General features: G+C 69.0%; 23 protein-coding genes and 1 other RNA gene. 5 read left to right on the top strand and 19 right to left on the bottom strand.

The genetic code is table 11. From position 1 onward, the window contains the following. Positions 1–170: 170 nt before the first annotated feature. The 13 genes from rfbH to V5F75_RS00485 form a co-directional block, all read right to left on the bottom strand. Positions 171–1,538, bottom strand: coding sequence for a lipopolysaccharide biosynthesis protein RfbH (gene rfbH / locus V5F75_RS00425; RefSeq protein ID WP_394034224.1), 1,368 nt, complete (start codon positions 1,536–1,538; stop codon positions 171–173). A gap of 160 nt (positions 1,539–1,698) precedes the next feature. Next, a complete protein-coding gene (locus V5F75_RS00430) occupies positions 1,699–2,670 on the bottom strand; it encodes a glycosyltransferase family 2 protein (protein ID WP_394034225.1) in 972 nt (323 codons plus the stop codon). Next, positions 2,667–3,071 carry a GtrA family protein gene (locus tag V5F75_RS00435; protein ID WP_394034226.1) on the bottom strand — a complete coding sequence of 135 codons (405 nt, stop codon included), beginning with the start codon at positions 3,069–3,071 and terminating at the stop codon, positions 2,667–2,669. Before V5F75_RS00435 ends, V5F75_RS00430 begins: the two co-directional genes overlap by 4 nt. After that, positions 3,064–4,008, bottom strand: coding sequence for an NAD-dependent epimerase/dehydratase family protein (locus V5F75_RS00440; RefSeq protein ID WP_394034227.1), 945 nt, complete (start codon positions 4,006–4,008; stop codon positions 3,064–3,066). The genes V5F75_RS00435 and V5F75_RS00440 overlap by 8 nt, the downstream gene beginning before the upstream one ends. A gap of 79 nt (positions 4,009–4,087) precedes the next feature. Further along, positions 4,088–5,872 (bottom strand): thiamine pyrophosphate-binding protein, encoded by a 1,785-nt coding sequence (locus V5F75_RS00445; RefSeq protein WP_394034228.1) that lies wholly within the window; start codon positions 5,870–5,872, stop codon positions 4,088–4,090. Positions 5,873–6,055: 183 nt separating this feature from the next. Beyond that, on the bottom strand, positions 6,056–7,147 hold the full coding sequence (gene rfbG, locus V5F75_RS00450) for a CDP-glucose 4,6-dehydratase (protein WP_394034229.1): 1,092 nt from the start codon (positions 7,145–7,147) through the stop codon (positions 6,056–6,058). Then, positions 7,147–7,920, bottom strand: coding sequence for a glucose-1-phosphate cytidylyltransferase (rfbF, locus tag V5F75_RS00455; RefSeq protein ID WP_394034230.1), 774 nt, complete (start codon positions 7,918–7,920; stop codon positions 7,147–7,149). Before rfbF ends, rfbG begins: the two co-directional genes overlap by 1 nt. A 381-nt stretch (positions 7,921–8,301) precedes the next feature. Further along, entirely contained in the window at positions 8,302–8,817 is a 516-nt protein-coding gene (gene ybgC, locus V5F75_RS00460; RefSeq protein WP_394034231.1) for a tol-pal system-associated acyl-CoA thioesterase, read from the bottom strand. 56 nt (positions 8,818–8,873) lie between these two features. Next, positions 8,874–9,914: a Holliday junction branch migration DNA helicase RuvB gene (gene ruvB, locus V5F75_RS00465; protein WP_394034232.1), complete on the bottom strand. Its 1,041-nt coding sequence runs from the start codon at positions 9,912–9,914 to the stop codon at positions 8,874–8,876. Positions 9,915–10,123: 209 nt separating this feature from the next. Continuing rightward, the gene (gene ruvA, locus V5F75_RS00470; protein WP_394034233.1) at positions 10,124–10,741 is read right to left on the bottom strand and encodes a Holliday junction branch migration protein RuvA; all 618 of its coding nucleotides are present in this window, start codon (positions 10,739–10,741) and stop codon (positions 10,124–10,126) included. A 66-nt stretch (positions 10,742–10,807) separates the two neighbouring features. Then, a complete protein-coding gene (locus V5F75_RS00475) occupies positions 10,808–11,239 on the bottom strand; it encodes an anthrone oxygenase family protein (protein ID WP_394034234.1) in 432 nt (143 codons plus the stop codon). A gap of 88 nt (positions 11,240–11,327) precedes the next feature. Next, a complete protein-coding gene (gene ruvC / locus V5F75_RS00480) occupies positions 11,328–11,852 on the bottom strand; it encodes a crossover junction endodeoxyribonuclease RuvC (protein ID WP_394034404.1) in 525 nt (174 codons plus the stop codon). Positions 11,853–11,934: 82 nt separating this feature from the next. Then, on the bottom strand, positions 11,935–14,727 hold the full coding sequence (locus V5F75_RS00485) for a hypothetical protein (RefSeq protein ID WP_394034235.1): 2,793 nt from the start codon (positions 14,725–14,727) through the stop codon (positions 11,935–11,937). Positions 14,728–15,259: 532 nt separating this feature from the next. On the opposite strand from V5F75_RS00485, the gene V5F75_RS00490 reads away from it, so the two are divergent. Then, a complete protein-coding gene (locus V5F75_RS00490; protein WP_394034236.1) occupies positions 15,260–15,718 on the top strand; it encodes a MerR family transcriptional regulator in 459 nt (152 codons plus the stop codon). A 128-nt stretch (positions 15,719–15,846) separates the two neighbouring features. On the opposite strand, the gene V5F75_RS00495 is transcribed toward V5F75_RS00490, so the two are convergent. From V5F75_RS00495 to V5F75_RS00520, 6 genes are all read right to left on the bottom strand, one after another. After that, complete coding sequence (locus tag V5F75_RS00495; protein ID WP_394034237.1) at positions 15,847–16,596, bottom strand: YebC/PmpR family DNA-binding transcriptional regulator; 750 nt, start codon at positions 16,594–16,596, stop codon at positions 15,847–15,849. Positions 16,597–16,753: 157 nt separating this feature from the next. Next, positions 16,754–17,578, bottom strand: a complete 825-nt coding sequence (locus V5F75_RS00500) for a TIGR00282 family metallophosphoesterase (RefSeq protein ID WP_394034238.1) — start codon at positions 17,576–17,578, stop codon at positions 16,754–16,756. A 3-nt stretch (positions 17,579–17,581) separates the two neighbouring features. Further along, entirely contained in the window at positions 17,582–18,124 is a 543-nt protein-coding gene (locus tag V5F75_RS00505) for a 5-formyltetrahydrofolate cyclo-ligase (RefSeq protein ID WP_509212129.1), read from the bottom strand. A 102-nt stretch (positions 18,125–18,226) separates the two neighbouring features. Beyond that, positions 18,227–18,380: non-coding RNA, 6S RNA (gene ssrS, locus V5F75_RS00510), on the bottom strand. Between the two features lie 78 nt (positions 18,381–18,458). Further along, positions 18,459–18,842 carry a cell division protein ZapA gene (locus tag V5F75_RS00515; RefSeq protein WP_394034240.1) on the bottom strand — a complete coding sequence of 128 codons (384 nt, stop codon included), beginning with the start codon at positions 18,840–18,842 and terminating at the stop codon, positions 18,459–18,461. Between the two features lie 6 nt (positions 18,843–18,848). Beyond that, on the bottom strand, positions 18,849–19,154 hold the full coding sequence (locus tag V5F75_RS00520) for a DUF4164 domain-containing protein (RefSeq protein ID WP_393988969.1): 306 nt from the start codon (positions 19,152–19,154) through the stop codon (positions 18,849–18,851). 429 nt (positions 19,155–19,583) lie between these two features. Here V5F75_RS00520 and tkt point away from each other — a divergent pair, with 429 nt between their 5' ends. The 4 genes from tkt to V5F75_RS00540 all read left to right on the top strand — a co-directional run bounded on the left by tkt (position 19,584) and on the right by V5F75_RS00540 (position 25,063). Next, a complete protein-coding gene (gene tkt / locus V5F75_RS00525) occupies positions 19,584–21,575 on the top strand; it encodes a transketolase (RefSeq protein WP_394034241.1) in 1,992 nt (663 codons plus the stop codon). A gap of 105 nt (positions 21,576–21,680) precedes the next feature. Then, complete coding sequence (gap, locus tag V5F75_RS00530; RefSeq protein ID WP_394034242.1) at positions 21,681–22,691, top strand: type I glyceraldehyde-3-phosphate dehydrogenase; 1,011 nt, start codon at positions 21,681–21,683, stop codon at positions 22,689–22,691. A 19-nt stretch (positions 22,692–22,710) separates the two neighbouring features. Next, positions 22,711–23,913 carry a phosphoglycerate kinase gene (locus V5F75_RS00535; RefSeq protein WP_394034243.1) on the top strand — a complete coding sequence of 401 codons (1,203 nt, stop codon included), beginning with the start codon at positions 22,711–22,713 and terminating at the stop codon, positions 23,911–23,913. 124 nt (positions 23,914–24,037) lie between these two features. Further along, positions 24,038–25,063: a class I fructose-bisphosphate aldolase gene (locus V5F75_RS00540; protein WP_394034244.1), complete on the top strand. Its 1,026-nt coding sequence runs from the start codon at positions 24,038–24,040 to the stop codon at positions 25,061–25,063. Positions 25,064–25,097 lie beyond the last annotated feature (34 nt).

A 25,097-nucleotide genomic window follows, 5' to 3' on the forward strand; every position in this document is an offset into this window, starting at 1 on the left:
ACCAGCAGCACCCGTGCGTGGACCTGGGCCGCGAATGTCCCGCCCATCTTCCGAGGGAAACCGACACACTCGCGATAGGAAGGCGGACGGGAGCCGGTATCGCTCCCGTCACCGTGACCTTTCCCGAGGATCAGCCGGGAGGCACCGCCTTCACCCGGCTGACGAGGCCATCACCGCTTGCGGCGCAGCTCGCGGGTGACGGGGGCGCGGCAGAAGCCGGCGACGGTCTCGACCATGTAGTCGATCTCCGCCGCACCGAGGGCCGGATAGACGCCGATCCAGAAGGTCTGGTTCATGATCCGGTCGGCATTGGCGAGATCGCCCACCACGCGGAAGTTTCGCCCCTTCATGTAGGGCTGGCGGATCAGGTTGCCGCCGAACAGCAGGCGCGTGCCGATCTTTTTCTCGTTGAGATAGGCCACGAGGTCGTCGCGGCTGAAGGGCGCGTTCTCGCGCACCGTCAGCACGAAACCGAACCAGGAGGGATCGGTGCGGGGCGTCGCCTCGGGGAGGATGAAAAACTCCTCGAGCTGCCGGAACCCCTCGGTCAGCAGCGCGAAGTTGCGCCGGCGGGCGGCGATGAAGCCGTCGAGATGGGCGAGCTGCGCCACACCCACCGCCGCCTGCATGTCGGTGATCTTCAGATTATAGCCGAGATGCGAGTAGGTGTACTTGTGGTCGTAGCCGAAGGGCAGCTCGCCCAGCTGCCACTCGAAGCGCAGCTTGCAGGTGTTGTCCTGACCCGGGCCGCAATAGCAGTCGCGGCCCCAGTCACGGAACGATTCCATGGCGCGGTTCAGCACGGCGTTGTTGCTGAAGACCGCCCCGCCCTCGCCCATGGTGATGTGGTGGGCGGGATAGAAGCTGAGCGTTCCGGCATCGCCGAAAGTGCCCACATGGCGCCCGTCGACTGTGGCGCCGAGGGCGTCGCAGCAATCCTCAATGAGCCAGAGGTCATGCCGCTTGGCGATCTCCGCGATGCGCGCGGCATCGAACGGATTGCCCAGGGTGTGAGCGACCATGATCGCCCGCGTCCGCGGCGTGATGGCGGCTTCCACCAGTTCCGGCGTGACGTTGTAGGTGGGAATGTCCACGTCCACGAACACCGGCACCATGCCCCACTGCATGGCGGGATTGACCGTGGTGGGGAAGCCCGTGGCGGCGGTGATCACCTCCGCGCCCGCCTCCAGGCGGCGGTCCTTCAGCAGGCCCGAGGTGAGCGCGGAGAAGGCCACGAGATTGGCGGAGGAGCCCGAATTCACGGTCATCGACCGCTTGACGCCGATGCGCCGCGCCAGATCCGTCTCGAACTGCTCGTTGAAGCGGCCGGTGGTGAGCCAGAACTCCAGGGCGGAATCCACCAGCGACTGCATGTCGGTGTGGTCGTAGACGCGGCCCGAGACGGGAACGGGCGAATGCCCCGGCTGAAACGGCCGTCGCGCGTGGGCCAAAGCATGGTATTCTTCCACCAGCGCGAGGATCTCCGCGCGCACCTGTTCCGGCGACCGGCCGCGCTCATCGGCTGTAGCTGACGTCATCTTCAATCCCTTTCCGCCTGCGCACCCGCGCTCCGGGGCACAGGGCGGCCCTGCCGCCCTTTCGCGCCCGCGGCCCGCCGCGGGCCGATTTTTCCAACGTTCGACGAGCCGTGGCCCCTCGCTTCTGTGACGTGTCGCACATCGTCCCGCAAGCCGGAACCTAGGCGTCCGGCTGCGCCTGCAAGGCCGGCGGCGCATCCACGTTCAGCCGCTCCCGCTCGATCACGAGGCGCCCGCGGCGCACCTGCGAGTGAATGGAGGTGACGTATTCGCCCAGCATTCCGATGAAGGCGAGCTGGACGCCCGACAGGAAGAAGAGGGCCACGATGATGGTCATCGTTCCGCGCGGGGCGAGATGGGGCGCGAACACGAACGACAGCAGCGACAGCAGCGCATAGAGAATGCAGACCGCCGAAAGCCCGAAACCCACGAACGTGCACAGCCGCATGGGCGCGTTGGTGAAGGAGAAGATGCCATTCAGCGCCTGATCGATCAGGCGCATGATGTTGTTCTTGGAAATGCCGCGCTTGCGCGCCCGCCAGGTATAGGGAACGATGATCCGCCGGAACCCGCACGAGGCGATGATGCCGCGGATGTAGGGATAGTGGTCGTGATTGTCGACCACCGCCTCCCAGACCTTGCGGTCGATGAGCTGGAACTCGCCCACGTTCTTCGGGATCTCGAAATCCGAAAGCCGGTTGACGATGTTGTAGAAGATGCCCCGGCAGGTGCGCAGCGCGAAGCTCTCCTCGCGGTTCTCGCGGGCGCCGGCCACCACCTCCACCCCGTTTTCCCAATGCCGCACGAATTCGGGGATCAGTTCCGGCGGGTCCTGCAGGTCCACGGGCAGGAACACCAGCACCGCATCGCCGGTGGCGTAGCGCAGGCCATTGAAGAGGGAGCGGAAGGGGCCGAAATTGCGGGCGTTCAGGATCACCTTGACGCTGCGATCCTCGGCCGCGATCTCGCGCAGGATCTCCACCGTGCGGTCGGTGGAGGCATTGTCCGCGAAGATGTGCTCCAGCCGGTATTCGGGAAGCTCGCGCGCGAAGATGTCCTTCACCGTCTCATAGCAGGCGCGGACATTTTCCTCCTCGTTGAAGCAAGGGGAAACCACCGAGATCGTCTTCACTGTGCCGCCTCCCGAAAGACAAAAGCGCGCATGAGCAGAAAGCTCGCCACCACCACCACCGGCAGGATCAGAAGCTGCGCCACCGCGGGCTGAACCGCGAGCGCCTCACCCGCCTTCAACAGCCCCACGTTTCCCGCATAGACGAGAACGTAGACGAGGATGAACCGGAAGATCCGCCCGTTATCCCTATTGCTGAAGACGAGCCGGCCGGTGGTGAAGAAATTGAAGCACACGCCGAGGACATTCGCGATCGCCAGCGCCACCGCGGGCCCGAGGCCGAGGAACAGGCCACCGAGGAACACCAGATAGCCGAACGCGGTGTTCAGCACGCCGACACCGATGAAGCGCACGAAGCGCCGGTTCTGCAGGCTGCCCAGGAGGGACGTGGCGCAGCTAGGCATGCGCGCCCTGCCCGGCCGCCGCCCGGCGCGCGCGATGCCATTCCACGGTCCGCGCAAGCCCGGCCTCGAGATCGACCTGCGGCCGCCAGCCCGTCGCCGTGACGAGACGGTCGATGTCGGCCTCCATGTGCCAGATCTGGTCCGGGCGGAAGGGGATCTCGCCGAACACCAGCTCCAGGTCCGGCGCCGCAAGGTCGCGGATGGTCTCCACCACCCGGCGCACCGGCACGGCAACGCCCGCGCCGAGGTTGAACACGCCCTGCGCGCCCGGCGTGACCGCCGCGGCAAGGATGCCGGAGGCGGTGTCGTCTATGAAGAGATAGTCCCACTTCTGGGTGCCGAGCGTGGTCTTTGGCCGCGCGCCATCCAGCATCTGCTCGACGAGGGTGGGGATCAGCCAGCGCGGATTGTCGTCAGGCCCATAGGTGGAGAACAGACGCAGCCACGCGAAGGACATGCCCGCCTGGGCGGCGAGCTGGCGGCTCAGATGCAGCACCGCCACCTTGGAGGCGCCGTAGAGGGTGGTCGGCTCCGGCAGCTTGTCCTCCGCCACCCGGCCTTCCAGCAGCCCGTATTCACCCTGGGAGCCGATGCCCACGAACTTGCTCACACCGGCGGCGATGGCGCCGTCCATGAGGGCGCAGGTGGCCTCGACATTGTCGGTGAGCTGGAGCCGGTCGAACCGCGCCGCGCCGCTGACGCCGCTCCAGGCGACATGAACCACCACCTCGGGCCGCACCTCTGCGAGCAGGCCCGCGATGGCCTCGGCATCGCGGATATCCGCCTGCACGATCTCCAGGCGGCCGTCCGCGTCGGCGAGCCGGTCCACGTTGCCGCCGGGCCGCACCAAAGCGGCGACCTCGTGCCCCGCGCGCAACGCCTGCCGGACCAGCGCGGCGCCGACGAAACCGCCGGCCCCCGTGACGAACAGCTTCATCCCACGTTCCCGCTTTGGCGGCCGCGCCCGGACCCCTGCGCGCGCGGCGCCCGCCCCGCGCGATGTCCGGCCGATGCCCTCACTTCTCTGCGTCCGCCAGGGCCTTGATGGTCTCCGGGCGGGGGTAATCTACGTAGCGGTTGCCGCGCGCATAGGCGGCGTCGCTGAGATAGGGATATTGATCGTTGATGGGCCGCCCCATCTCCAGCTTCGGCTCGATCAAAGTCTGGTCGGAGAGGATCACGTCGATAATGGCCGCTCCCTGGCGGAAGATCTCCGGCGTGAGCTGGCCGAGATCCTCCACCCGCACGTAGCCGAGCCCGTAGGCATGGGCGATGCGACCGAAGTCTGGCGTGCTGTAGCCATCGTGCGAGGCGGTGTAGCGGCTGCCCAGGTAGCTGTCTTGGAACTGCTTGATGATGCCGTAGCAGCCGTTGTTCATGATGACGACGGGGATGTCGAGCTGCAGGTGCTTGACGGTCTGCAGCTCCTGGAGATTGACTTGGAAGCCGCCGTCGCCGGTGTAGGCGATCACCTGCCGCTCCGGCGCCTCCAGCTTGGCGCCGATGGCGGCGCACAGGGCATAGCCCATGGGCGAGTTGCCGCCGGAGGTGAAGAGGTTGTGGTGCTTCACCTTGAATGCCTGGTGGAGCCAGCACACGGCAGCGCCGGTATCGGCCGCGACGACGGCGTCGGGCGCCACGATCTCGCTGATGCGGCGGATCACCTCATAGGGCGAGAGGCTGTTGTGCTTGCGGGCGGAGGCGCTGACCTCGCGTCCGAAATACTCCTGCTTCATCTCGCGCACATAGGCGAGCCACTCGGCGTCGAGCACGGGCACCCGCACCTCGGGCAGGATCTGCGGCAGGGCGCGCAGGTCGATGCACGTGCCACGATAGCGGCCGCCGCCGTACTTGCTCAGCTCCTCCTGGTCCACGTCCAGCACGTAGACATCGGCGCCGGTGGCGAAATTGGCCGCGTTGCCGGAGCGCTGGCGATTGTCGAGCCGGCTGCCCATCACGATCACGGCGTCGGCATTCTGGAGCGCGAAATTGGCGCCGCGGTTCCCGTAGACGCCGATCTGGCCCAGGTAGCCGGGAAGGTCGTGATCGAAGGCGGTGAGGCCCGCCCAGCTCGAGACGAACGGCAGGCCGCTGGCGTCCAGCCATGCGCAGAACTCCCGCTCGACGCCCGCCATGGCGATGCCGCCGCCCCAGAGCACCACCGGGCGCCGGGCCCTGGCGAGAAGGGCGTTGAGATCCGCCGCCACGCCCTTCGCCGCCGGGAACGACGGCGCTGCCGCGGGAGCCTCGAGGGCGGAGAAGTCCGCCTCCATCTGCGCCTGCTGGATGTCCATGGGCACGTCGATCAGCACCGGCCCCATGCGGCCGGACAGGGCGATCTCATAGGCCTTGGCGAGCTCGTCCCGCAGCTCATCGACCGTGCGCACCATCACCGCATACTTGGTGATGGGGCGCACCATGTCGACGATCTTGGTCTCCTGGAAGCCGGACTGGCGCACGTTCGCGCCGTGCATCGCCGTGCTCTCGCGCTGGTTCACCTGGCCGGTGATGTGGAGCGAGGGGATGGAATCGAAGAACGAGCTGGCGATGCCGGTGATGAGATTGGTGGCGCCCGGACCCGAGGTGGCCATGGTGACGCCGATCCGGCGGCTGACCCGCCACACGGCGTCGGCGGCCATGGCCGCCGCCTGCTCGTGCTGGCAGCAGATCAGCTCCAGATCCTTGTGGCGCCCGACAGCGTCGATCAGGAAGGCGCAGGCGCCTCCCGTGAGGGTAAAGACATGCCGCACACCGACGCGGGCCAGAAACTCGGCGATATATTCCGATCCCGTCATCTTCATGGTCTTGCCTTCTCCCACGCGGCCCCGCGTTCCCTCGATCATCGCCCGCTGCCCGTCATCATGCCTGGCGCATTCCGCGCGCGACTTGCCTGAGCGCGTCCGCGAGGGCTTGCGAATCCCTCGCGCTCCTACCGGCCTTCCCGCTGCCGTTCCAACCTCGATACGCCGTCGCCAGCGACGGCGTCAGCCGGCGCTGGGCCCCGTGACGAGGGCGGCATAGGCTTCGATCTGCCGGTCGGTGAAGGCCGCCATGTCCTCGCCCTTGTGCCAGGCGGCATACCATTCGGCGGTGAGACGAATGGAATCCTCGAACCGGAGATTCGGGTGCCAGCCCAGGAGCGCCTTGGCCTTCGAGCAGTCGAGGCGCAGCAGCCGCGCCTCGTGCGGCGCGGAGGGGTCTTCCTCGATCTCGATCCGCCCGACGCCGATGGCCGAAACCATGGCGCGCGCCACCTCCAGCACCGCCCGGTCGTCGCCCGGATCGGGGCCGATGTTCCAGCCCTCGTCGATCCCCTGCGGCGCCGTCACGAGACGCTCGGCGATCAGCAGATAGGCGCCCAGCGGCTCCAGCACATGCTGCCACGGCCGAAGCGACGAGGGGCTGCGCAGGCGGACGGCCCCCTCCGTGCCGAGGCATCCGCGCACGATGTCAGGAACGAGGCGGTTGTCCGACCAGTCGCCGCCGCCGATCACATTGCCCGCCCGCACGGTGGCGATGCGCGCAGCGTGGCCGTTCGGCGCGAACGGCTGGAAGAAGCTGCGCTGCATGGACTGGGCGGCGATCTCCGCACACCCCTTGCTGGCGCTGTAGGGATCACGCCCGCCGAGGCGATCCACCTCCCGGTACCCCCACACCCACTCGTTGTTCTCGTAGCATTTGTCGCTGGTGACGACGAGAACCGCCGCCACCGAAGGCGCCCTCCGCACCACATCCAGCAGGGTCACGACCCCGGTGACGTTGGTGGCGAAGGTGTTGATGGGATCGACATAGGAATCGCGCACCAGCGCCTGGGCCGCCAGGTGCAGCACGATCTCCGGCCGGGCCTCGGCGACGACACGTTCCAGCAGGGGCCGGTCGTTGATATCGCCGATCACGCTGGTGACGCGATCCTCGACCCTGCCGAGATGGAACAGGCACGGCGACGTGGCGGGCGCGAGGGCGTAGCCCGTCACGATCGCGCCGGCCCGCGCCAGCCACAGCGACAGCCACGCCCCCTTGAAGCCGGTGTGGCCGGTGACGAGAACACGCTTGCCGCGCCAGAATTCCGGTGCCATCAGCCCCAGACCTTCCACGGCGCAGCCCTACTCGCCCAGAGTTCTTCCAGGTAGGTCTTGTCGCGCAGGGTATCCATCGGCTGCCAGAAGCCGGTGTGCTCGAAGGCATAGAGCTGCCGGTCGCGCGAGAGAGTTTCCAGCGGCTCGCGCTCCCAAATCAGGCTGTCGTCGGGAGGAAGGTAGCGCTCGACCTCCGGCGACAGCACGAAGAAGCCGCCGTTGATGAAGCCGCCCTCGCCGTCGGGCTTTTCCTTGAAGTTGCGGACCTGCCCGTCAACGATGTCGAGATGGCCGAAGCGCTTGGGAGGATAGGTCGCGGTCACCGTGGCGATGCCGCCATGGGCACGATGGAACGCGATCGACTTGCCGACATCCACGTCTGACACACCGTCGCCGTAGGTGAGGCAGAAGTCCTCGTCCTTCACATAGGGGAGCACGCGACGGAGGCGCCCTCCGGTCATGGTGTTCTCGCCCGTGTCGATCAGGGAGATCGACCACGGCTCGGAATCGTTCCTGTGAACCTCGATGGAGCCGCTGCGCAGATTGACCGTTATGTCCGACATGTGCCGGGCGTAATTGGCGAAATACTCCTTGATCATATAGCCTTTGTAGCCAAGGCAGATCACGAAATCATGGATGCCATGATGCGAGTAGATCTTCATGATGTGCCAGAGGATCGGATAGCCCCCGATCTCGACCATGGGCTTGGGACGAACCAGCGTCTCCTCGCTCAGCCTGGTCCCAAGACCTCCCGCCAAGATAACAGCCTTCATCCACCGCCCCCACGCATTAGACACATCGAGCCACAGCAAAACGCCGAACAGCGCGATAAAAGACCGATTCAGACCAAACCCTTATCTTCATAGTATTTTAGAAAAAATACATACCTCCAAGAAAACAGCCTCAGCTATCACAACGCTTAATTACAGTCAATCTTCGAGTGCAGGCCGCCGTCCAATAAGGACATTCAATCCTATCCGTACGGTAACAACAGACCGCAAGGAAGAGGACAAACCATGGCCAAGAATGCCCTCTCGACGACATCGCAGGACGGGAGACGTAGAAGTATTGGTTGTTAAATTAACATACACAACCTATAGGATCATTCGGATACATATCTTCGCCATGAAAAATCCAAGGGAAGACACGCCCTTTCACCCCGCCGCGTCCGTCGCTCTGGCGTCTGCCAGGGTCGCCTGCCGCAAAGCGTCGGGGATGCGCTTGGCGCGGCCCTGGGAGACGAAGGCCACCCGCACCGTCGCCGAGATCAGCAGTTCGTCACCCCGCTTCACCTGCTGCGACAGGGTGATGGATGCGCCCGCCACGTCCTTCGAGAGGGTCACCACCTGCAGCACGTCGTCGATCTTGGCCGGCTTCAGGAAGTCGATCTGCATGGCGCGCACGACGAAATGGAAGCCGGGAGCCTCCTCCGCCGCCTGGGCGAACAGCTCGCCCTGCACCACGCCCAGCAGGCGCATGTAATCGGAGCGGCCGCGCTCCATGAACTTCAGGTAGTTGGCGTGATAGACGATGCCGGAGAAGTCGGTATCTTCGTAGTAGACGCGCAACGTCAGCACATGGCCGCCCGGAATGAGCCGTCCCGCCAGATGCGGATGGGCCTCAAGCTCGCCCGGCGCCACCGTACGCTCGCCCGAAACGTCCGTCTTCATGCCCTCGTCCCGTCTTCCCGCGGCGGCCGAGCCGGCCGCCCCTACCGGCGGCACACCTAGCCCTCCTCATCGAACAAAGGCAAGCTTCCCGGATTGTCGAGATCGCGCCGGGGCTCGGGCAGGCCGAGGTGGCGGAAGGCGATGGCGGTCAGCATCCGCCCGCGCGGCGTGCGCTGGATGAAGCCCTGCTGCACGAGGTAGGGCTCCACGATCTCCTCGATGGCGTCGCGCGGTTCGGAAAGGGCGGCGGCCAGCGTATCCACCCCCACCGGGCCGCCGTTGTAATATTCGGCGATCACGGTGAGGTAGCGCCGGTCCATGGCGTCGAGCCCGGCGCCATCCACTTCCAGGGCCGAGAGCGCGCGGTCGGCGATCTTCCGGTCGATGGCGTCGGCCTCCGCCACCAAAGCGAAGTCGCGCACCCGGCGCAGCAGCCGGCCGGCGATGCGCGGCGTGCCGCGGGCACGGCGGGCGATCTCGGTGGCGCCGTCGGGCGCGATGGCGATGCCCAGCACCTTGCCGCCGCGCACCACGATCTTCTCCAGCTCCTCCACCGTGTAGAACTGGAGCCGCACGGGAATGCCGAAGCGGTCGCGCAGCGGCGTGGTGAGCAGGCCGGAGCGCGTGGTGGCGCCCACCAGCGTGAACTTGGGCAGGGAGATCTTCACCGAGCGCGCGGCCGGCCCCTCGCCGATGACGAGATCCAGCTCGTAATCCTCCATGGCGGGATAGAGGATCTCCTCCACCGCCGGGGCGAGGCGGTGGATCTCGTCGATGAAGAGCACGTCGCGCTCTTCCAGGTTGGTGAGGATGGCCGCGAGGTCCCCCGCCTTGGCGATGACCGGGCCGGAGGTGGAGCGGAAGCCCACCCCCATCTCCCGCGCCATGATCTGGGCAAGCGTGGTCTTGCCGAGGCCGGGCGGGCCCACGAACAGCACGTGGTCCAGCGCCTCGCCGCGCGCGCGGGCGGCCTTGATGAAGATGTCGAGGTTGGCGCGCGCCTGGGCCTGCCCCACGAACTCGCCCAGCATCTGGGGCCGCAGGTGGAGCTCGGCGTCGTCTTCGCGCTTTTCGCCCGATATGAGGCGGGTGTTCATGTGGAATGCCTGTCGCAGCGGGGGCGGCGGGCCACCCGTCGAGTCGCGCTTGAGGGCTCAAGGTAGACGCGAAGCGCGCGGATCGCCAATCCGCCCCGCCGCGCGCCTGGAGCATGTCCCCGTTTCCCGGAATCGGGGGACATGCTCCGGATCTTTGAATTCACGCGTTTTCTTCACGCGAACCGGTTCCCACTTCGCTCGAAAACGCTCTATTTCGCCAGCTCCTTGAGGCCGAGGCGGATGAGCTTCTCGGTGGTGGCGTCCTCGCCCGCCGCGCGCATGGCGGCGGCGATGGCGACGTTGGCCTGCGGCAGGGCATAGCCGAGGTTGACGAGCGCCGAGAGGGCATCCGCCACCGCCCCGCCCTCGCCGACGATGGCCGCATCGCCCGCGATAATGGGCAGGCCCATGTCCGCGGCGAAGCCGCCGGGCACCTTGTCCTTCAGCTCGGTGACGATGCGCGTGGCCACCCGCGGCCCCACGCCCTGGGCGCGGGCGACCGTGGTCTTGTCGGCCAGCGTCACCGCCTGGGCCAGCTCCGCCGGACGCAGGGTGGAGAGCACCGCGAGCGCGATCTTGGTGCCGATGCCCTGCACGCTCAGCAGCAGGCGGAACCACTCGCGCTCGCCCTCGGTGGCGAAGCCGTAGAGGCGGATCATGTCCTCGCGCACGTGGGTCTCGATGACGAGGCTCACCGCCTCGCCCGCGCGCGGCAGGTCGCGCAGCGTGCGCGCCGAGCAGTGCACGAGATAGCCCACCCCGTGCACGTCGAGAATGAGATGGTCCTCGGCGATGGTGTCCACCACCCCCTTGAGCTTGCCGATCATAAAGGCTCCTTGGCCCAGGCGGCGGGCGCGGCCGGGCGCGGATGCGTCGTCATGGCGGCCATCGCGTCAGGCCACGGCGGCGGACAGGAAGACGAAGCTCGCCACCGCGCCGAGGCCGGTGCGCACCATGTGGAGCTGGCCCCAGTTGGCCATCAGGCGCTGCGTCTCCTCGCCCGCATCCTGCGTGCGGGCAGCGCGCAGGCGCACGCTGGTGGGCGTGATGCCGATGTGGGTGAAAGGCCAGGTCGCCAGCATCAGCACCCCGCCCGCGAGCCATTGCCAGTTGCCGGCCTGCCAGAAGGCGGCGAGCCCCAGGGCGAAGCCGGCGAACGAAAGGCCCGCGCGCATGGCGCCGCCGCCGCGCTCCGCCGCCTGCCATTCATCCAGCGCGGCCGGCGCCGGCAGGCCGAGCCGCGCCGGCTGCTCCGCGATGCATATATAGAGTGCGGCTCCGGTGAACAGGGCCGCCACCAGAAGCGCCAGATGCCCCAGGATCATCCACCGGTCCCCCGCCGTCCCCGCTCCAGGCCATTGAGTTGATGCGTTTTCCTCACGCGAGCCGGTTTCCGCTTCGCGCGAGGGCGCTCTACAGCGCATCGCGCGCGCGGGCCGCGGCGCCGCGATGATGGGCGTGGGTGACGGCGACTGCAAGGGCGTCGGCGGCGTCCTCGCTCTTGGGCGCCGCCTGCGGCAGCAGGATGGAGATCATCATGCGGATCTGCGCCTTCTCGGCGCGGCCGGCGCCCACCACGCTCTTCTTCACCAGGGTGGGCGCATATTCCGCCACGCTCAGCCCCTTCAGGGCCGGCGCCAGCAGCACCACGCCGCGCGCCTGCCCCAGCTTCAGGGTGGAGGAAGGATTCATGTTCACGAAGGTCTCCTCCACCGCCGCCTCGTCCGGCTCGTAGCGGTCGAGCACCGCCATCAGGCCGTGGTGCAGCTCGGCGAGGCGGGCACCCATGGGCGCGTCCTCCGGGGGCAGGATGGCGCCGCAGTCCACATAGCGCAGGCGCGGGCCCTCCGCCTCGATCACCCCCCAGCCGGTTCGGCGCAGGCCGGGGTCGAGGCCGAGGATGCGCACGGCGCGGGGACGAATCGGGGTCACGGTCATGGCCATCAGGGTGCCCCGCCGCTGGCGCCGGGAAAAGCCCCGGCGCGGGAATGGGAGGTCCGCGTGCCGGGGGCGAGGCCCCTCAGCGCTTGCTCGCCAGCAGGTTGCCGGAGAACAGCACGTTGCCGCCGGCGATGTTGTTGGCGGCGATATGCTCGCCGGCCTCGCTCGCGTTCCATTCCGGCGGCACGGTGACGACGTTCGCGACCTGGTCGAGGGGCTTGGGCACGAAGGCATCGGCCGCCTTGCGGGCGCTGGCGAGCACCTGCTGGTCCGCCTCTCGGGCGAGCGCGTCGCGCTTCTCGGCGCTGTCCTGGTCGCCCTGGCGGGCGGCGATGTTGAACCAGGTGAGCGCCTCGGTGAGATCGCTGGTGCCGGAGAAGCCCCGCGCGAAGATGATGCCCAGATTGTGCTGGCTGTCCTTCAGGCCGAGGTTCGCGGCCTTGCGGAACCACTTGAGCGCCTCGTTCCAGTCGGGCGGGCCGTCGATGCCCTGGCTGTAGAGCACCGCGAGGTTGTGCATGGCCCGCACGTTGCCCTGCTCCGCCGCCCACTTATAGTAGCGGTAGGCCTCGTCCATATTATGCAGCGTATTCTCATAGAGGCTGCCCAGGCGGTAGCCGGCGGGCGCATAGCCGCGGGATACCGCATAGCCCAGCCACTTGATGCCCGCGTCGATATCCGGCGCGATGCCCACGCCGTCGGCTAGGCGCACGCCCACCTCGTAGGCGGCCGCGAGATTGCCTTCGAGCGCGGCCGTGCGCAGGGCCTGTGGCCCGGTGGGCGTCGGCAGGCCGGCGGTGGACCGCGGCGCCTCGCCGGTCACGACCGGCTTCAGCGCGGGCGCCGTGCCCGCCTGCAGCCGGGCAACCACCTGGAGCGCCTGGGAGGCGATGGCCTCGCGATGGCTCCAGGCGGCGGCGACGGAGGCCGTGGCCAGAACCGCAACCGCCGCGGCGGCGATCACCGCCGGAGAAAGGCGCGCCGCGAGCGGGCGGCGCGCGGGCCCCCCGCGACGATCCGCGCGAGGCCGCGCATCCTTGCCACGGGCCTCGCCCTGAACATCGGCTGGAGTGCTGCGCCCACGGGTGATCTTCTTCGCGCGGCGGGTGGCGGAGGGCTCACCCCAGAGGTCGGAGGCCGCCGTGGCGAAGAAGGGCTCCGCCTCCCGCGCCCGGCGGGGCTCGAAATGGGGCGGCTCGGCATGGAACGGCTCCGCCCGGAGCGGTTCCGCAGGGGCTGGCTCATCATAGGCCGCCGCCCGGAACGCCATCGGATCATGGGCGAAGGGGTCGTGGGAGGGCGCCTCGCGGAACAGCGGCTCCTGAGCAAAAGGCTCCCGGGAAAAAGGCTCCTGGCGCAGCGGTTCCTGGTGAAGCGGCTCCTGCTGAAGCACAGCCTGGGGCGCGGCATCCTGGGTCGCGGCATCGTGGACGGCGGGCTCAGGCGCCTCCTGGTACCAGGATGCAGCAGCCGCCACTGGCTCTTCCGCCTCGGGCGGCCACGCGGCCTGCCGATCATGATCCTCCCGGCCATCGGCGCCAAAGGCCACGCCCGGCTCGTGGGTCTCGCCCACCACGTCTTGCTCCGGCGGATGGGGCACCCAGAGGTCCTCCCCCGCGCGGCCGAGCACCACGGTGCGCTCATCGAGCGCGGAGGCGAGATTTTCGCCCAGCAGCTCGGAAGCCCGGCGCTCCACCTCGTCCTGGCGCGCCTCCAGCGCGGCGAGCCCGCGCTTGAGGCCCACCACCGCCGGGCCCTGCGCATCGGCGGAAACCTTGCGGCTCACCGCCTCCACCGCCGCGTCCACCGCCTCCTGGCTGACGCCGCCGGACGTGTCGCGCACCCGGCGCATCTCTTCCATCACCTGGGAGAGGCTCTTCTCGATTCCGTCCAGCCGCTCAAGGCGCGCATGGGCGTCCTGGAAACGATCCGTCAGCGCCATCAGGTGGCGCTCCACCACCTCGGCCAGCGGGCCCGCGCCGGCTTCCCCGCCACGCGCCCCCTCCAGCCGGGCGGCCAGCTCGGCAATGTGGCCGCTCAGCTCCGCGCCAACCGCCGGACCCAGGGACGACAGGTATTCACCCACCTTGTCGAGGCGATCGTGGATGCCGTGCATGCCGGCTTCCACGTCCCGCCGCAGCCCGTTCGCGGTCGTGGACTGCTCCTCGCGGACGCTCGCCTCATAGGCGCTGACGCGGGTGATGAGCTCCTCCGCATTGCGCGCGAAGGCGGAAGTGGCCTCGGCCACACGGCGGGCGGTTTCGGCGCTGGTGCGGGAGACGTCCTCCGCGCAGGCGGCGAGGCGCTCGGCGATGGGCTGCAGGCCCGCTCCGGAGACGGCCCGCACCACCAGCGATTTCAGCTCGGAGGACTGCGCCTGCAGCCGCGCCACCTCTACCGGATCGACGGCGCGGACGGCCAGAAGATCGACCTTGCGCGAGAGCATCTCGACGCCGGCATGAAGCGCCTGGAACCGCTCCGGCGCCCGCACCGCGTCGAGCGCGGTCCGCAGCTCCAGCAGTTCCTCGGCCAGATAGGCCATATCCTCGCGGCCGGCGTCCACGCCGGTGCCGCGCATATCCTCCACCCGGTGATGCAGCAGCGTGATGGCGCGGTCCATCTCGACCATCGCGCGGCGGGGTGCCGCCTGGGCGAGACGCGCCTTCAGCTCCTCGATCTCGGATCGCAGGGCTTCCACCTCGGTGGGATGCGTTCCGCCCCCGAAGCCGCCGCCATGCCCGCCGTCGCCCAGTGCGTCCCAGGCGGGCGCTCCCGGCATCCGGTCCCAGCCGCGGCCGCCGCCCAAGCCGCGCAGAGGCAGGGCCGCAGCAGCGGTCGATGCCGTGCGCTGAGTACGCTCCATCCGCTCCATGCCCGCCTCCCTGCGGCCGAAGGAGCACCAAGATGGGGTGCCGACTGACCATGACCGCAATGCGTGATTCGCTCAATCCAGCATCCGGCCGGCATGGTAAATGACGGGTTAAGCGGTGGATTCCCCTTTATTTTCAGCCTCAGGTAACAGTTACTTTCCCCTACGGTAGCTCGTTGACTCTCCCGAAGCACCGAGGGGTTCGGCTACAAAATTTCATATGACGAAGCGGAAGTTGCCGCCGCGCTCCGACCATGGTCGCGGGAGCGAAAGCTCCGGTGTGAACGCAGCCCGGGTCCGCGACAGGCAACCCGTGCAGGGTCGGCTGCTCCCACCGCCCGTCACCATGTCGCTGCTCGAAGCGGCGCCCTGCCGGGAAGCAGGCGCCCATGTCCGCCAGGAGCGGTGGCTTGCCACCTCCGCGCGGCCAGAGCGGGAAGCCGCGGAATCCGGCCGGAAGGCGCGCCGGAGCCGCACGCGGAACAGCAATTCCACGGCCGTGCCGCCACGCGCCGTGCCACGGGAGTGATCATTCATGGATGCGACGACCTACGACCTCGGCCACACCTCCAGCCACACCCCCGCGACCGGGTCCGTCATGCCGCCGGCCGCCCCGGCCGAGGAGCTCTTCACCATCGGCGATCTCGCCCGCGAGTTCGGCACCACCCTGCGCGCCCTGCGCTTCTATGAAGACAAGGGCCTCCTGGCGCCGCGCCGCGACGGCATGACCCGCCTCTATTCGGCGACCGACCGCGAGCGTCTCGCCGTGATCCTGAAGGGCAAGCAGCTCGGCTTCACCCTGGCGGAGATCCGCGCCCTGGTGGCGGCGAAGACCGGCATTCCCGGCACCCCGGCCTCCGAAGGCGCGGCCGGCGGCCTCGCCCTCACCCGCGAGCGCTGCCTGCGGCAGCTCACCCAGCTCGAGCGCCAGCGATCCGATATCGATGCGGCCATCCACGAGCTGAAGAACATCGCCGACAGCCTCGCCGCCTGAGCCGATCCGCCCGGGCGCGCTCAGCCACGGCAAGGCTGTAGCGCCGGGCGCCATCCAGATGCCGCCGGTGTGCATCAGGCCCGGCGTCCGCCATCGCCGGCCCGTGAAGACGGGCCGGCGGGCGCGCCTCACTCGGCGCTGAGCTTGGCCAGCATCGCCTCAGACAGCTCGAAATTGGCCGTCACGGTCTGCACGTCGTCATTGTCCTCAAGGTTTTCTACGAGGCGCAGCAGCTTCTCCGCCGTCTCATCGTCCACCGCCACGGTGTTCTGGGGCCGCCACACGAGACCCGCCTTGCGCGGCTCGCCGAACTTCGTCTCCAGCGCCTTCTGCACTTCCGCGAGGTTTTCCGCCGCGCACACCACCTCGTGGCCGTCCTCGTCGGAGGAAACGTCTTCGGCGCCGGCATCGATGGCCGCTTCCATCATGGCGTCCGCATCGGCCTTCTTGGCGTCGAACGCGATCACGCCGACGCGGTCGAACATGAACGACACCGAGCCCGTCTCTCCGAGGTTGCCGCCCGACTTGGTGAAGAAGGAGCGCACTTCCGAGGCGGTGCGGTTGCGGTTGTCGGTCAGCGCCTCCACGATCACCGCCACGCCGCCGGGACCGTAGCCCTCGTAGCGGATCTCCTCGTAATTCTCCATGTCGGCGCCGGCCGCCTTCTTGATGGCGCGCTCGATATTGTCCTTCGGCATGTTCTCGGCGCGGGCGGCGAGAATGGCCGCGCGCAGGCGCGCGTTCATGTTCGGGTCGGGCAGGCCCATCTTGGCCGAGACCGTGATTTCACGCGCGAGCTTGGAGAACAGCTTGGAGCGCACCGCATCCTGACGGCCCTTGCGGTGCATGATGTTCTTGAATTGCGAATGCCCGGCCATGGCCGTCACCATCCCCTGGTAGAACGATCCCGCGCGCCGCCGGAAGCGGCGCCGCTCGGATCGAATGCGTTGACTGGAGCCGGCCTTATAGGCGGGAGCCGGGGAAATGGGCAAGGTGGCGGACGCCTGCCGCGCCGCCGCCGCGCGTGAAGGCTGTTCAGCCTTCCCAGAAGACCGGCCGCGCCTCGCCCAGGCTGCCGCCGAGACGCACCGGAGCGACCTTCAGGGCGAGACCCGTGCGGTCGTCGGTCTCCACCGCCACGCCGCACAGGCTCGCCGGCCCGCCCGCGGGCTCGAAGCGGCCCGACGCCAGCTTGCGGGTGAAGCGCCGCAGCGGCTCCTCCTTGTCCATGCCGATCACGCCGTCGTAGCAGCCGCACATTCCCGCATCGGTGAGGAACGCCGTGCCGCCGGCGAGGATGCGGTGATCGGCGGTCGGCACATGGGTGTGGGTGCCCACCACCAGGGAGGCGCGCCCGTCGCAATAATGGCCGACGGCCTGCTTCTCGCTGGACGCCTCCGCGTGCACGTCGATCACCACCGCATCCGCCACCTCGCCCAGCACCGCGCCTTCGAGCGCCCGGTCGAGCCCGGCGAAGGGGTCGTCCAGCGGGTCCATGAAGATGCGGCCCATGACGTTGAGCACCAGCACCCGCGCGCCGTTCCTGGCCTCCACCAGGGCGGCGCCGCGGCCCGGCGTGCCCGGCGGATAGTTGAGCGGGCGCACCAGGGCCGGCGCGCGCTCGATGAAGACGAGCGCCTCGCGCTGGTCGAAAGAGTGGTTGCCCAGGGTGATGGCGTCGGCGCCGGCGGCGAGGAGATCGTCGTAGATGGCCTCGGTGATGCCGAAGCCGCCGGCGGCGTTCTCCGCGTTCACCACCACGAGGTCCAGCTTCCAGGAGGAGACGAGGCCGGGCAGCCGCGCGAGCACGATCTCCCGTCCGGGCCGCCCCATCACATCGCCGAGAAAGAGAATACGCATGCCTCAAGACCCCGTGTCAGCCGCGGCGGAAAACGTCTCGCTTTCCGTTACCATCACATCCACGGCCTCGTCATGGGGCTCGGCGGGCACCGCGTCCACCTGCTGGCAGGCGAAGGCGAAGCCCACCGCCGTCACCGGCCCGCGCCGCCGGAGGCCGGCGAGGGTGCGGTCGTAGAAGCCGCCCCCATAGCCGATGCGCAGGCCGCGCCGATCGAAGGCCGCGAGCGGCACCAGGAGAGCGTCGGGCACCACCTCGGGACACTCCGGCCCCGGCGTGAGAATGCGGAAGGCACCGGCCGGCGCCAGCTCCGCCCCCTCGTGCCAGGCGCGGAACAGGAGCGGCATGCCCCGCCCCACGATCACCGGCAGCGCCAGCAGCGCCCCCCGCGCCCACAGCGCGCGCGCGAGCGGCAGGGTGTCGATCTCATCGCGGAAGGAAGCGAACAGGGCAATGCGGCGCCCCCGCGGGGCATGGAAGGCCGGAATGGAGGCCATGGCGCGGGCCACCGCCGCGTCCGCCGCGCGGGCACGGGCGAGCGCGCCCATTTCCGCCCGCCGCGCCAGGGCGGCGGCGCGCAGGCGCGCCTTTTCTGCACCGAAGTCTTTCGAAGGAAGCTCTTGCGGAGGAAGCATTGCCTGCATGGAGCGTGCGGAGCCACAAAGCCGTCGGAGTTCGATCCCGGGAAACCTACAACGTAGGTGGGCGCCGTGTGTCCAAGTCCTGGGACGAGGTCAGGGACAGCTCCCTTAAGGATCGATAAGGCCCCGGGGATATGTCTCCTAACGCGCCCCGCAGCCCCGCCCGCCCAATGTAGGGAGGTTCCTTCGCTGGCGCCAGTCCCGCCGGCGGATTATCCCAGGGGATCGCGGCGCGTGGCGCTCACCCCATGCCGATGGTGCCCCGCTCGCGCGGGGTCAGCTCGGCCACCAGGCGCTCGATGCGCTCGGCCACTTCCTCGATGGTGCGGGCCACCTCGTCCTCGCTCGCCTGGATGCGCTCCAAAGCGGAAGCGCGGGCGTCGCGCTGGCCCTCGATGTCGCTTTCAAGGGCGCGGATGCGGCCGCGCGCCTCGGCCAGCTCATCGGCAATGGTGATGGCGGCCATCACCACCAGCCGCTGGTCGCCGATCTCCCCGAAGGCGGTGCGCAGCTGGGAGATGCGGCTGTCGATGTCGTGCGCGAGGCGCACCAGATGCTCTTCCTGCCCTTCGTCGCAGGCCATCCGATACTGGCGACCGGCGATGGTGACGGACACATGAGGCATGGGCGCTCAGCCGCCGTGGGTCGCGAGCACGTCGCGGATGGTGGCCATGGCCACGTCGAGCCGGCGCATCACCTCCTGCGCCACCTCGCCCACCTCGCCGGCTTCCGCCTGGGCGCGGTCGAGATCGGCGGCGAGCCGTGCCCGGTCGTTGCCGAGGGCGTGGAGCTGGGCCTGAAGCGCCGCCTGATGGCGATCGGCGTCGCGCCGGCGATCCAGCGCGTCCGTCAGCGAATCGAGGGCGGCATGCAGCCGCTGGGTCGCTGCCGCGATGGGAGCGTCCTCGAGCGGGGGGCGTTGCTTCAGCGCGTACATGTTTAAAAGTGTAGCTGAGTCGAGCCCCCGCGCGCCACCACCCCCGAAGTTGTCAACCAGATTGCGCGGATGATTTTTCTCCGCAGCCTTACCAGGAGGTTCACGCCGCTCCAGGCCCGTCCGCGGACGGCGGGCCGCCGCGCGGCGGCCGAGCCCATATGCAGAATGATACCACCCATGCGCCGACTTTCCTTTCGCGCACGGCGCGCGCCATGCCGCTCCGGCAATCGCCGCGACGATCAAGCGCGGGCGGCTTCGGCGAGAAGCTGCTTGACGGCAGGGGATTATGTGCGTTTGACACCCCCGCGCGCGCTGCTATCTAGACAGCCGCCATGGCAGGCGCCGGCCGAGCGGCCACCCATCCGCTCCTGAAGCCGGGCGCGGCCCACCGGAGGGCCGATCGCGCCTGCCGCAATTTTTGAGGGGCTCATGTCGAACCGCACCCGCCACGATCGTATGGCCAACGCCATCCGGTTCCTGTCCATCGACGCCGTGGAAGCCGCCAACAGCGGCCATCCGGGGCTGCCCATGGGCGCGGCGGACATTGCCACCGTGCTGTTCGGCCGGGTGCTGAAGATCGACCCCTCCGCGCCCCGCTGGCCGGACCGCGACCGCTTCGTGCTCTCCGCCGGGCACGGCTCCATGCTGCTCTACTCGGCCCTGCATCTCACCGGCTACAGGCAGGTGACGATCGACGAGATCAAGCGCTTCCGCCAGCTCGGCTCGCTGACGCCGGGCCATCCGGAGAACTTCGTCACCGAGGGCATCGAGACCACCACCGGCCCGCTGGGCCAGGGCATCGCCACCGCCGTGGGCATGGCCATCGCCGAGAAGGCGCTCGCCGCGCGCTTCGGCGCCGATCTCGTGAACCACCGCACCTATGTGCTGTGCTCCGACGGCGACCTCATGGAGGGCATCAGCCAGGAGGCGGCGGACATCGCCGGCCACCTGAAGCTCTCCAAGCTCACCGTGCTGTGGGACGACAACCGCATCTCCATCGACGGGCCCACCTCCGTCTCCACCTCCACCAACCAGCTCGCGCGCTTCGCCGCCTCCGGCTGGGCCACGGCCGAGGTGGACGGGCACGACCCCGAGGCGATCTTCGCCGCCGTGGAGGCCGCCAAGGCCTCCGACCGCCCCACCTTCATCGCCTGCCGCACCACCATCGGCTTCGGCTCGCCCAAGAAGGCGGGCTCCGAGAAGGTGCACGGCTCGCCCCTGGGCAAGGACGAGGTGGCCGCCACCCGCGCCGCTCTGGGCTGGGAGGCCGGCCCGTTCGAGGTGCCGCAGGACGTCGCCGCCGACTGGCGCACCGCCGGCGCCCGCAGCGCGGCCGAGCGCGCGGCCTGGGAGCAGCGCCTCGCCGCCGCCCCCGCCGAGCTCCGCGCCGAATTCGAGCGCCGCACCGCCGGCACCCTGCCCGAGGGCTTCCTCGCCGCCGTGGTGGAAGCCAAGGCCAAGGCGGTCGCGGCCGGTGGCGCCGTCGCCACCCGCAAGTCCTCCGAGGCCGTGCTCGACGTGCTGGTGCCGGTGATGCCCGAGCTGCTGGGCGGCTCCGCCGATCTCACCGGCTCCAACAACACCAAGGCCAAGAGTGCCAGGTCCATCACCCCGGACGACTTCTCCGGCGCCTTCATGCACTGGGGCGTGCGCGAGCACGGCATGGCCGCCGCCATGAACGGCATCGCGCTGCACAAGGGCCTCGTGCCCTTCTCCGGCGGCTTCGTGGTGTTCTCCGACTACTGCCGCCCGGCCATCCGCCTCGCCGCGCTCATGGGCGCGCGGGTCATCCACGTGCTGACCCACGATTCCATCGGCCTCGGCGAGGACGGCCCCACCCACCAGCCGGTGGAGCACCTCGCGGCCCTGCGCGCCATTCCGAACCTCACCGTGCTGCGCCCGGCCGATACGGTGGAGACGGCGGAAGCGTGGCAGATCGCCATCGAGAAGACCGACGGCCCCTCCGCGCTCATCCTGTCGCGCCAGAACCTGCCGCTGCTGCGCGCCGACGCGACGGAAGAGAACAGGAGCGCCGCCGGCGCCTACGAGATTCTCGCCGCGAGCGGGCCGGCCCAGGTGTCGCTGTTCGCCACCGGCTCCGAGGTTTCCCTCGCCGTGGAAGCCGCTAAGATTCTGGAGGCCCGGGGTGTGCCCACCCGCGTGGTCTCCGTGACCTCGTTCGAACTGTTCCTCGAAAAGTCCGCCGCAGAGCGGGCGAAGGTGATCGGGGACGCTCCGGCGAAGGTGGCGGTGGAAGCCGCCATCCGCATGGGGTGGGACGAAATCGTCGGTTCGGATGCCGCCTTCGTGGGAATGACCTCATTCGGCGCCAGCGCGCCAGCAAAGGATCTCTTCGCCCATTTCGGAATCACCGCGGAGAAGGTGGTCGAGGCCGCCCTCGGCAAGCTCCGGCAGGTTTGAGTTCCGCGCGCGGCGGGCGCGACGTTTCGCAGCGGCGCGGAGCTTATCCGCGGCCGCGCCCACAAGATCGAGCCGCGCTGGAAAGCCGGCTATGGAGGATGGAAAATGAGCGTCAAGGTGGCCATCAACGGTTTTGGTCGCATCGGCCGTAATGTGCTGCGCGCCATCATCGAATCGGGCCGCACCGATATCGAGGTGGTGGCGATCAACGATCTCGGCCCGGTCGAGACCAACGCCCACCTTCTGCGTTTCGACAGCGTGCACGGCCGCTTCCCGGCCACGGTGACGGTCGCCGGCGACACCATCGACGTCGGCCGCGGCCCCATCAAGGTCACCGCCGTCCGCAACCCGGCCGAGCTGCCCCACAAGGAGCTGGGCGTCGACATCGCGCTGGAATGCACCGGCATCTTCACCGCGCGGGATAAGGCCGCCGCCCATCTCGCCGCCGGCGCCAGGCGCGTGCTGGTCTCCGCCCCCGCCGACGGCGCCGACCTGACGGTGGTCTACGGCGTGAACCACGACAAGCTCACGAGCGAGCACCTCGTGGTCTCCAACGCCTCCTGCACCACCAACTGCCTCGCGCCGGTGGCCAAGGTCCTGAACGATGCCGTGGGCATCGAGAAGGGCTTCATGACCACCATCCACGCCTACACCGGCGACCAGCCCACGCTGGACACCATGCACAAGGACCTCTACCGCGCCCGCGCGGCGGCCATGTCCATGATCCCCACCTCCACCGGCGCCGCCAAGGCGGTGGGCCTCGTGCTGCCCGAGCTGAAGGGCAAGCTGGACGGCACCTCCATCCGCGTGCCGACCCCCAACGTCTCCGTGGTGGACCTGAAGTTCATCGCCAAGCGGGCGACCACCAAGGAGGAGATCAACGCCGCCATCCTCGCCGCCGCGGCGGAAGGCCCGCTGAAGGGCATCCTCGGCACCACCGACCAGCCCAACGTCTCCATCGACTTCAACCACGATCCGCACTCCTCCACCTTCCACCTGGACCAGACCAAGGTGCTGGAAGGCACGCTGGTGCGCGTGCTCTCGTGGTACGATAACGAATGGGGCTTCTCGAACCGCATGAGCGACACCGCCGTCGCCATGGGCAAGCTCGGCTGACCGGTCGGGAGGCGCGAACATGATCGCCTACCGCACCCTCGACGACGCAGACCTCGCCGAAAAGCGGGTTCTGGTCCGGGTCGACCTCAACGTTCCCATGGAGAGCGGGCGCGTCACCGACGACACCCGCATCAAGGCCATCCTGCCGACCATCCGCGCCATCACGCAGAAGGGCGGCAAGGCGGTGCTCCTCTCCCACTTCGGCCGGCCCAAGGGCCGGGACGAGAGCCAGTCTCTCGCCCCGCTCGCCAAGGCGCTGGAAGCCCAGCTCGGCCATAGCGTCGCCTTCGCCAGCGACTGCGTGGGCGACGCGGCCGAGAGCGCCGTCGCGCGGCTCGCCGCCGGCGACGTGATCGTGCTGGAGAACACCCGCTTCCACGCGGGCGAGGAGAAGAACGCGCCCGAATTCATCAAGGCGCTCGCTTCCCTCGGCGACGTCTATGTGAACGACGCCTTCTCCACCGCGCACCGGGCCCATGCCTCCACCGCCGGCCTCGCCAGCATGCTGCCGGCCTATGCCGGCCGCTGCATGCAGGGCGAGCTGGACGCGCTGACCAAGGCGCTGGAAGCCCCAGAGCGGCCCGTGCTGGCCGTTGTCGGCGGCGCCAAGGTGTCCTCCAAGCTCGAGTTGCTCGGCAATCTCGTGCGCAAGGTGGATGTCCTGGTCATCGCCGGCGGCATGGCCAACACCTTCCTGGCCGCCATGGGCCACAAGGTGGGCAAGTCCCTGTGCGAGCACGACCTTGCCGACACCGCCCGCGCCATCATCGAGAAGGCGAAGGCGGCCGGCTGCGAGATCGTGCTGCCGGTGGACGTGGTGGTGACCCAGGAGTTCAAGGCCCACGCCGCGCACCGCGTGAGCGACCTCGACCACGTGGCCGACGACGAGATGATCCTCGACGCCGGCCCGGCCACCGTCGCCCTCGTGAACGAGAAGCTGAAGGGCGTGAAGACCGTGGTGTGGAACGGCCCGTTCGGCGCGTTCGAGCTGCCGCCCTTCGATGCCGCCACCGTGGCGGTGGCGCGGGAGGTGGCGGCCCTCACCAAGGCCGGGCGCCTGCTTTCCGTGGCCGGCGGCGGCGACACCGTGGCCGCGCTCAACCACGCCAAGGCGGGAGAGGACTTCTCCTATGTCTCCACCGCCGGCGGCGCCTTCCTCGAATGGCTGGAGGGCAAGGCCCTTCCGGGCGTCGAGGCGCTGAAGCCCGCGGCTTCCGCATGACCATCCAGGGGCGGCCCGCAAGGCCGCCCCTCACCGCTTGCGCACCCGCGCGAGTTGTGGAAACTCACCGACCCATCCGACGATCCCCCGATCCTCACAGACGGCCAAGGCAGGACGAACAGACATGACGGCTGAGCTCGACGCGAACGCTCAGAAGATGGTGGCCAACGGCAAGGGTATCCTGGCGGCCGACGAGAGCACCGCCACCATCAAGAAGCGTTTCGACGCCATCGGCGTGGAGTCCACGGAGGCCAACCGCCGCGATTACCGCGAGCTTCTGTTCCGCTCCACCGAGGCGATGCAGAACTACATCTCCGGCGTGATCCTCTACGACGAGACCCTGCGCCAGAAGGCCGCCGACGGCACCCCGCTGGTCGCCCTCATCGAGCAGGCCGGCGCGCTGCCGGGCATCAAGGTGGATGCGGGCGCCAAGCCTCTGCCCTTCTGCCCGGGCGAGACCATCACGGAGGGCCTCGACGGCCTCGCCGGCCGCCTGAAGGAATATCGCGAGCTCGGCGCCCGCTTCGCCAAGTGGCGCGCGGTGATCGACATCGCCGCCGGCATCCCCTCCCGCGGGGCGGTCGAGGCCAATGCCCAGGCGCTGGCGCGCTATGCCGCCCTGTGCCAGGAGGCCGGCATCGTCCCGATCGTCGAGCCCGAGGTGCTCATGGACGGCGACCACTCCATCGACCGCTGCTACGCGGTGACGGAGTTCGTGCTGAAGGAGACCTTCCAGCAGCTCTACCACCAGCGCGTCCGCCTGGAAGGCATGGTGCTGAAGCCCAACATGGTGGTGCCGGGCAAGAAGGCCGCCAAGCAGGCGTCCGTCGAGGAAGTCGCCGAGAAGACCGTGCGCCTTCTGAAGAACTGCGTGCCTGGCGCGGTGCCGGGCATCGCCTTCCTCTCCGGCGGCCAGTCCGACGAGCAGGCCACCGCCCACCTCGACGCCATGGTGAAGCTGGGCGGCCTGCCGTGGGCGCTCACCTATTCCTACGGCCGCGCGCTCCAGGCCGCCCCGCAGAAGGCGTGGTCCGGCAAGGTGGAGAACGTCGCCGCCGCCCAGGCGGCCTTCACCCACCGCGCCCGCATGAACTCGCTGGCCGCGCAGGGCCTGTGGTCCCCGGAGCAGGAAGGCAAGAAGGCCGCCTGATCCGGCGGTCCGGTCGCACAACCGAAGGGGGCCG

This window comes from Xanthobacter albus, from assembly GCF_043194895.2.
Classification (GTDB): Bacteria; Pseudomonadota; Alphaproteobacteria; order Rhizobiales; family Xanthobacteraceae; genus Xanthobacter.

Bases quoted from the DNA above. Each gene is read 5' to 3' on its own strand.
- rfbH (WP_394034224.1), bottom strand. From the start codon at position 1,538: ATGACGTCAGCTACAGCCGATGAGCGCGGCCGGTCGCCGGAACAGGTG.
- V5F75_RS00435 (WP_394034226.1), bottom strand. From the start codon at position 3,071: ATGCCTAGCTGCGCCACGTCCCTCCTGGGCAGCCTGCAGAACCGGCGC.
- V5F75_RS00440 (WP_394034227.1), bottom strand. From the start codon at position 4,008: ATGAAGCTGTTCGTCACGGGGGCCGGCGGTTTCGTCGGCGCCGCGCTG.
- V5F75_RS00445 (WP_394034228.1), bottom strand. From the start codon at position 5,872: ATGAAGATGACGGGATCGGAATATATCGCCGAGTTTCTGGCCCGCGTC.
- rfbG (WP_394034229.1), bottom strand. From the start codon at position 7,147: ATGGCACCGGAATTCTGGCGCGGCAAGCGTGTTCTCGTCACCGGCCAC.
- rfbF (WP_394034230.1), bottom strand. From the start codon at position 7,920: ATGAAGGCTGTTATCTTGGCGGGAGGTCTTGGGACCAGGCTGAGCGAG.
- ybgC (WP_394034231.1), bottom strand. From the start codon at position 8,817: ATGAAGACGGACGTTTCGGGCGAGCGTACGGTGGCGCCGGGCGAGCTT.
- ruvB (WP_394034232.1), bottom strand. From the start codon at position 9,914: ATGAACACCCGCCTCATATCGGGCGAAAAGCGCGAAGACGACGCCGAG.
- ruvA (WP_394034233.1), bottom strand. From the start codon at position 10,741: ATGATCGGCAAGCTCAAGGGGGTGGTGGACACCATCGCCGAGGACCAT.
- V5F75_RS00475 (WP_394034234.1), bottom strand. From the start codon at position 11,239: ATGATCCTGGGGCATCTGGCGCTTCTGGTGGCGGCCCTGTTCACCGGA.
- ruvC (WP_394034404.1), bottom strand. From the start codon at position 11,852: ATGACCGTGACCCCGATTCGTCCCCGCGCCGTGCGCATCCTCGGCCTC.
- V5F75_RS00485 (WP_394034235.1), bottom strand. From the start codon at position 14,727: ATGGAGCGGATGGAGCGTACTCAGCGCACGGCATCGACCGCTGCTGCG.
- V5F75_RS00490 (WP_394034236.1), top strand. From the start codon at position 15,260: ATGGATGCGACGACCTACGACCTCGGCCACACCTCCAGCCACACCCCC.
- V5F75_RS00495 (WP_394034237.1), bottom strand. From the start codon at position 16,596: ATGGCCGGGCATTCGCAATTCAAGAACATCATGCACCGCAAGGGCCGT.
- V5F75_RS00500 (WP_394034238.1), bottom strand. From the start codon at position 17,578: ATGCGTATTCTCTTTCTCGGCGATGTGATGGGGCGGCCCGGACGGGAG.
- V5F75_RS00505 (WP_509212129.1), bottom strand. From the start codon at position 18,124: ATGGGCGCGCTCGCCCGTGCCCGCGCGGCGGACGCGGCGGTGGCCCGC.
- V5F75_RS00515 (WP_394034240.1), bottom strand. From the start codon at position 18,842: ATGCCTCATGTGTCCGTCACCATCGCCGGTCGCCAGTATCGGATGGCC.
- V5F75_RS00520 (WP_393988969.1), bottom strand. From the start codon at position 19,154: ATGTACGCGCTGAAGCAACGCCCCCCGCTCGAGGACGCTCCCATCGCG.
- tkt (WP_394034241.1), top strand. From the start codon at position 19,584: ATGTCGAACCGCACCCGCCACGATCGTATGGCCAACGCCATCCGGTTC.
- gap (WP_394034242.1), top strand. From the start codon at position 21,681: ATGAGCGTCAAGGTGGCCATCAACGGTTTTGGTCGCATCGGCCGTAAT.
- V5F75_RS00535 (WP_394034243.1), top strand. From the start codon at position 22,711: ATGATCGCCTACCGCACCCTCGACGACGCAGACCTCGCCGAAAAGCGG.
- V5F75_RS00540 (WP_394034244.1), top strand. From the start codon at position 24,038: ATGACGGCTGAGCTCGACGCGAACGCTCAGAAGATGGTGGCCAACGGC.